Below are 4892 nucleotides of genomic sequence, written 5' to 3'. Positions count from 1 at the left end.
GTGGTTGAAAATTTTTACCTATTTTATATAACTAAGTATAAATTCAGCGATCGCTAAATCTTGAGGAGTCGTAATTTTCAAATTAGTCTCTTCCCCAGGAACTATTCTCACTTCAATACCGCATTTTTCAAACAAAGCCGCATCATCAGTCACTTCCCAACCTTGACGGACACCTTCAGCATGGCACTGTTTTAACAATTTGACATCGAACCCTTGGGGGGTTTGAGCCGCCCAAAGCTGTTTACGCTCTGGTGTGCTTTTAATTATATTATTGTCGTCAACGACTTTAATTGTATCTTTAACAGGTACAGCCGCAATTAAACCAGAACAATGCAAAATTGCCTCAGAACAAGCATTAAATAACTCTGGTGTTGCCAAACAACGAGCGCCATCATGAATTAAAACTTGTCCTGCATTAGTTGGCAATGCCTGTAAACCATTATAAACTGACTCTTGACGGGTAGAACCACCAGGAATAAATACTATTGTTTTTTTCAGCTTTAAGTCAGCGATAATAGACTTGAAGTCATCCCAATCTGGAGGTTGAGAAACAATTCCGATCCAACTAATAGAACTTGCAGCTTCTGCGGCTAACAAAGTCCAAGCAATCAAGGGTTTTGAACGTACCTGTAATAAAAGTTTATTACGATCAGCACCCATTCTTTTGCCACTTCCGGCTGCGGGAATTAGTAAATGCACAACTTTTCCTTAATCTTTAATTAAATAAATTCAAAATACCCATCTTTGAAAATAACTTCATCAGCAAAATTAAAGGACTCCTTGACTCCTAATTCTCAATACCTATATTCTCCTAAAATATAAAACAATAACCGTTAATAAATATTATGCGTGTAGTAGCCCTAGTCCCTGGTTCAATTGATAACCAAATTCTTTTTTTTGCCACTCTTGATGATCTGAAGCGTTATTATCCCGACGCGCAGATAGATGTGATTGTAGAACCCCAGTCAAAGGCCGCTTACCGAGTCAGCAAGTCAGTTCATGATGTATTAACCTTTGATTACAAAGATCGTAATAGTTTAGCTGATTGGGGTAACTTAGTTGGTATGATCCGTGATCGTGAGTATGATGTCGCTATTATTGTCGGACAAAGTTGGTGGGTAGGTTTGTTAATGTGGTTGACGGGAATTCCCACACGCATTGGCTACCAAGGACAAGGTGCGGTTTTTCTCACTAACCCTATTCCTCCCAATTTATCCGAGTATGTGGCAAAAATGTACCATAATTTACTCAAACCTTTGAAAATTAATACTCCTTGTCCAGCATTATCAGTAAATGTGCCTAAAGTAGATATTGAATGGGCGCAAGCAGAACAAAAACGCTTAGGAGTGAATGAAACAGGTTTTATTCTCATCAATGCTGGTGAAGGTAGCCTAGATACAACTTATCCCGTAGAAAATTGGCAACAAATTATTGCAGCTTGTCAACAAAAACAGCCAGATTTACCTGTTGTTGTCATTAAAGAAGCAAATAATGAGCCTTTAGTCAGATCGCTTTTAGAACATTGTCACAATATTAAAGTTACTTCTCCCGATGATATTGGTAAGTTAACTGCCATAATTGCCGGTGCTAGTTTAATGGTATCTGTAGAAAATAGCTTCTTGCAATTAAGTATAGCAGTAGAAACATATACAATTACTTTGTTAGATTCTATAGATTCAGAAAAATTATTACCTATAAGCGAGAAAGTATTAGCTATTACTTCATCAACTGGGAAAATAGCAGATATCTTACCCCAAATAGTGTTAGAAAAAATTTGGGGAGGCTGAGTATTAATTTTAGATTTTGGATTTTAGATTGAAAAAAAATATCCAATCTAAAATCATAAATTCCATTGTTCACGAATTAGTTTTTTCAATCATTTCAAAGAAAGCATCATCTAATTCATAACCCAGAATTTGCGCTAAAGATTTGAGTCGAGATGGACTAGCAATATCTTGTTTGTGCAACCAATCACTTAAAATAAAGATTTTGTGCATCAGAAATATTTCTAAAGCTTCGGGGTTATACTGGATACCTTCTTTAGAACTAAACTGATGAGGTACTAACATAGCTGCATACCGAGCTAGTTCTCCTGCTTTCCAGTCTAGTAAAAATGGCAACCAAGGATACTTGGCATCAAGACGCACAAACCACAGTCTGACTTCGGGAATTTCCGATAGTTCCCGTGGATCATTTGCTTCCCGCTCAAACTGAATTTCCAGACGCAGTTGCTGTTCATGGGTAGAAATGCTTCCCTGTTGCAGCAATGGTTCAATCACCGTTAAGGCAGGTGACACATCTAAACTATAAATAGAGTTGTTGTTGAGGGTGATTGTGATTGTCATGAACTGATAGCTACTTACTCAACAGTGTTGAGAATCTACAGTAGCAGCTTTTTTACCTCTTTAGGTAGACATTTAGCCGAATTTTAAGATAAAGTTGTTATGAGTTTGTTTTAGATTAAGAAAATGATCAGTTAGCAAACAGCCAAAATTTTCCTCGAATTTTGCCTAAGCAAGTTCTATCGTGAGGATATTTTGAATTGATTTATCCCCAATTCCTAGAATTCACAACCTGAAATATGTACAAGCAAGGGATTTATCCTAAACCTATTTGTTCTTTACAAGATGCCTTGGATAGGTGTCAAATGTTAGGGATGCGTGTCAGTCGTCAACGGCGCTTTGTTTTGGAATTGCTTTGGCAAGCGAAGGAACACCTTTCTGCTAGGGAGATTTATGATCGACTGAATCAAGAAGGTAAGGAAATTGGCCATACTTCGGTATATCAAAATCTAGAAGCTTTATCTAGCCAAAATATTATAGAGTGTATTGAACATGGGGAAGGACGATTATATGGCAATAATAGTAATTCCCATAGTCATGTTAACTGTATAGATACAAATCAAATTTTAGATGTGCATATAGAATTACCTGAAGATTTGTTACGTCAAGTGGAAGCACAAACAGGGATAAAGATTTCTGAATATACTATTAACTTTTATGGTTATCGTGACAAAGTAAGTGATGAGGAATTAAAAATTTAAACTAGTACATCATGGCGTAAATAAAGCAACCATATTCAATCGCCAAAAAGCCTACTGTATATTAGTTTTGACTTTTGACTTTTGACTTTTGACTTCCGCCCTGCGGTACTAGCCTAAAAAATCAGGAATCAACTTTCTTGTAAAAATGAGCGATCGCCTTGTACAATTTTTATTAATTGACCCAGATCCAATTTTCCGTTTAGGACTCAAGGTAACACTGGAAGCTATTCCTAATTTACAAGTAGTAGCAGATGTTGCCACAGATACTGCCGCTTTACAGGTTTTAGCGGAAATACTAACTGGAAATTCTCGGCAAATTAAATTAATTATTTTAGAATTAGATAATGAGCAAATAGGGTTAAAATTCTGTAAACAACTCAAAGCTTTATATCCCCATATACCTATATTACTTTTAAGTTCAAAATCTCAACCAGAAATGCTCATTGCTGCCAAAGAAATCGGGATAAATGGCTATTGTCCTAAAGGAATATCAATTTCTCAATTAGTCCCTATTATTCAAGAATTAGCTAATGGTGGTGATTACTGGTTTGCAGATTCAGTAATTGTTAATTCTCCTTTCCCATTTGCTAAGTTGCGAAATAACTTACAAAATTCGGGAATTAATAATATTGATCAAGCCCTTGATAAAGTTACAGAACAATTAAAATTGCCGGGAATAACTCTATTAAATAAAGCAATTTTAGCAGGACAACGACGCGAACTTTTAGCGGCTCGGTGGGTTGTTAATCACTTATTGACAGCAGAGAAGGAAAGACAAAGACTATCACAAGAAAACCAATTACCGTCCTTAGATATTTTTCCCAATCAGACTATTATTAAATCAGATCCACGACCATTTATAAACGTACCACCGATAGTTAGTTCTCAACAACTGCAATCTGAATTATTGACTTTAGGTTTAAATAAACTCAAATTTTCTTTAGATAATCTTACTAATACACCTTTAGAAATTGATATTCTTCGAGAAAATAAAAAGCGAGAGTTACTTTATATTATTCTTCAGCAATTTTTTAAGCAGTTGGAAGAAGTCCGGGCTTTTAATTTTGATAAGAATCAGCTATTTAATTTACAAAGCCAGATTTTACTAGACTTATGGCAATTTACTATTACGGAGTTTTTTGGAAATTATTCCCGAATTATTTTAGATAAACAAGAAATAAGTTTGGTTAAATTTTTATTAGATAAAACCACAGATTCGCAAACAGAAATTATCAATAAAGTTCCATTTTTATTTGAATTATTGACTTATCTACTATTATTAACAGATTTATGTATTGATAACGTTTCTTATCCAGCAGGAACGCAAGAATCTCAATCTCAAGCATTATCAATTTTAGAAAATTTATTGATTCACATAGCTAATGCTGTAATTCAACCATTACTAAATAATTTAGCAGACGAGGAAAGTATTAAACAAAATTTTTATCATTGGCACATGATTTCCACCAGAGAAATTGAGAAATTTAGAAATAACTTATCTTGGAAATATCAATTACATCAATATATAACTGAAGCGCAAACAATTTTTGAAAGTCGCTATGAATTATTTATTTTTGCCCCTCGGGGAATTTCTAAAATATCAATTTATGCTCCTCGAAATCAAGAATTAGCTCAACTTTCTGGAATTCCTTTAGGGGTAACATTAATACTAGAATTTCGGGATGCTATTTCTCCCCGCATACAATCATTAGTAGGCTTTTTAGGAACTGGAATTGTTTTTGTTCTCACTCAAGTAATTGGCCGAGGTTTAGGTTTAGTTGGGAGGGGAATTTTACAGGGAATTGGTAGTGTTTCTTTAACGGAAAAGGGACAACGGAAGAATAAGTAA

Annotated in this window: 5 protein-coding genes; 3 read left to right on the top strand and 2 right to left on the bottom strand. The window is 34.9% G+C overall.

The window, feature by feature from the left end; genetic code table 11:
* Positions 1 to 18: 18 nt before the first annotated feature.
* The gene (gene ispD, locus FJR08_RS08440) at positions 19 to 699 is read right to left on the bottom strand and encodes a 2-C-methyl-D-erythritol 4-phosphate cytidylyltransferase (protein ID WP_015083112.1); all 681 of its coding nucleotides are present in this window, start codon (positions 697 to 699) and stop codon (positions 19 to 21) included.
* Between the two features lie 146 nt (positions 700 to 845).
* Here ispD and FJR08_RS08435 point away from each other — a divergent pair, with 146 nt between their 5' ends.
* On the top strand, positions 846 to 1787 hold the full coding sequence (locus FJR08_RS08435) for a glycosyltransferase family 9 protein (RefSeq protein ID WP_015083113.1): 942 nt from the start codon (positions 846 to 848) through the stop codon (positions 1785 to 1787).
* A gap of 69 nt (positions 1788 to 1856) precedes the next feature.
* Here the strand turns inward: FJR08_RS08435 and FJR08_RS08430 are convergent, their stop codons facing one another.
* Positions 1857 to 2345, bottom strand: coding sequence for a CRR6 family NdhI maturation factor (locus tag FJR08_RS08430; protein ID WP_015083114.1), 489 nt, complete (start codon positions 2343 to 2345; stop codon positions 1857 to 1859).
* Between the two features lie 236 nt (positions 2346 to 2581).
* Between FJR08_RS08430 and FJR08_RS08425 the strand changes: the two genes are divergently transcribed.
* Both FJR08_RS08425 and FJR08_RS08420 read left to right on the top strand, forming a co-directional pair.
* Positions 2582 to 3043, top strand: coding sequence for a Fur family transcriptional regulator (locus FJR08_RS08425; protein WP_168632853.1), 462 nt, complete (start codon positions 2582 to 2584; stop codon positions 3041 to 3043).
* A gap of 145 nt (positions 3044 to 3188) precedes the next feature.
* Positions 3189 to 4892 carry a DUF3685 domain-containing protein gene (locus FJR08_RS08420; RefSeq protein WP_168632852.1) on the top strand — a complete coding sequence of 568 codons (1704 nt, stop codon included), beginning with the start codon at positions 3189 to 3191 and terminating at the stop codon, positions 4890 to 4892.

The organism is Dolichospermum sp. UHCC 0260 (genome assembly GCF_009711985.1).
GTDB lineage: Bacteria > Cyanobacteriota > Cyanobacteriia > Cyanobacteriales > Nostocaceae > Dolichospermum > Dolichospermum lemmermannii.
Note: the sequence above shows the minus strand (reverse complement) of the source record. Positions and strands in the feature narration are given on the sequence as shown.

What these genes read in the sequence shown, in the direction of transcription:
- FJR08_RS08435 (WP_015083113.1), top strand. Translation starts at nt 846, where the DNA reads ATGCGTGTAGTAGCCCTAGTCCCTGGTTCAATTGATAACCAAATTCTT.
- FJR08_RS08430 (WP_015083114.1), bottom strand. Translation starts at nt 2,345, where the DNA reads ATGACAATCACAATCACCCTCAACAACAACTCTATTTATAGTTTAGAT.
- FJR08_RS08425 (WP_168632853.1), top strand. Translation starts at nt 2,582, where the DNA reads ATGTACAAGCAAGGGATTTATCCTAAACCTATTTGTTCTTTACAAGAT.
- FJR08_RS08420 (WP_168632852.1), top strand. Translation starts at nt 3,189, where the DNA reads ATGAGCGATCGCCTTGTACAATTTTTATTAATTGACCCAGATCCAATT.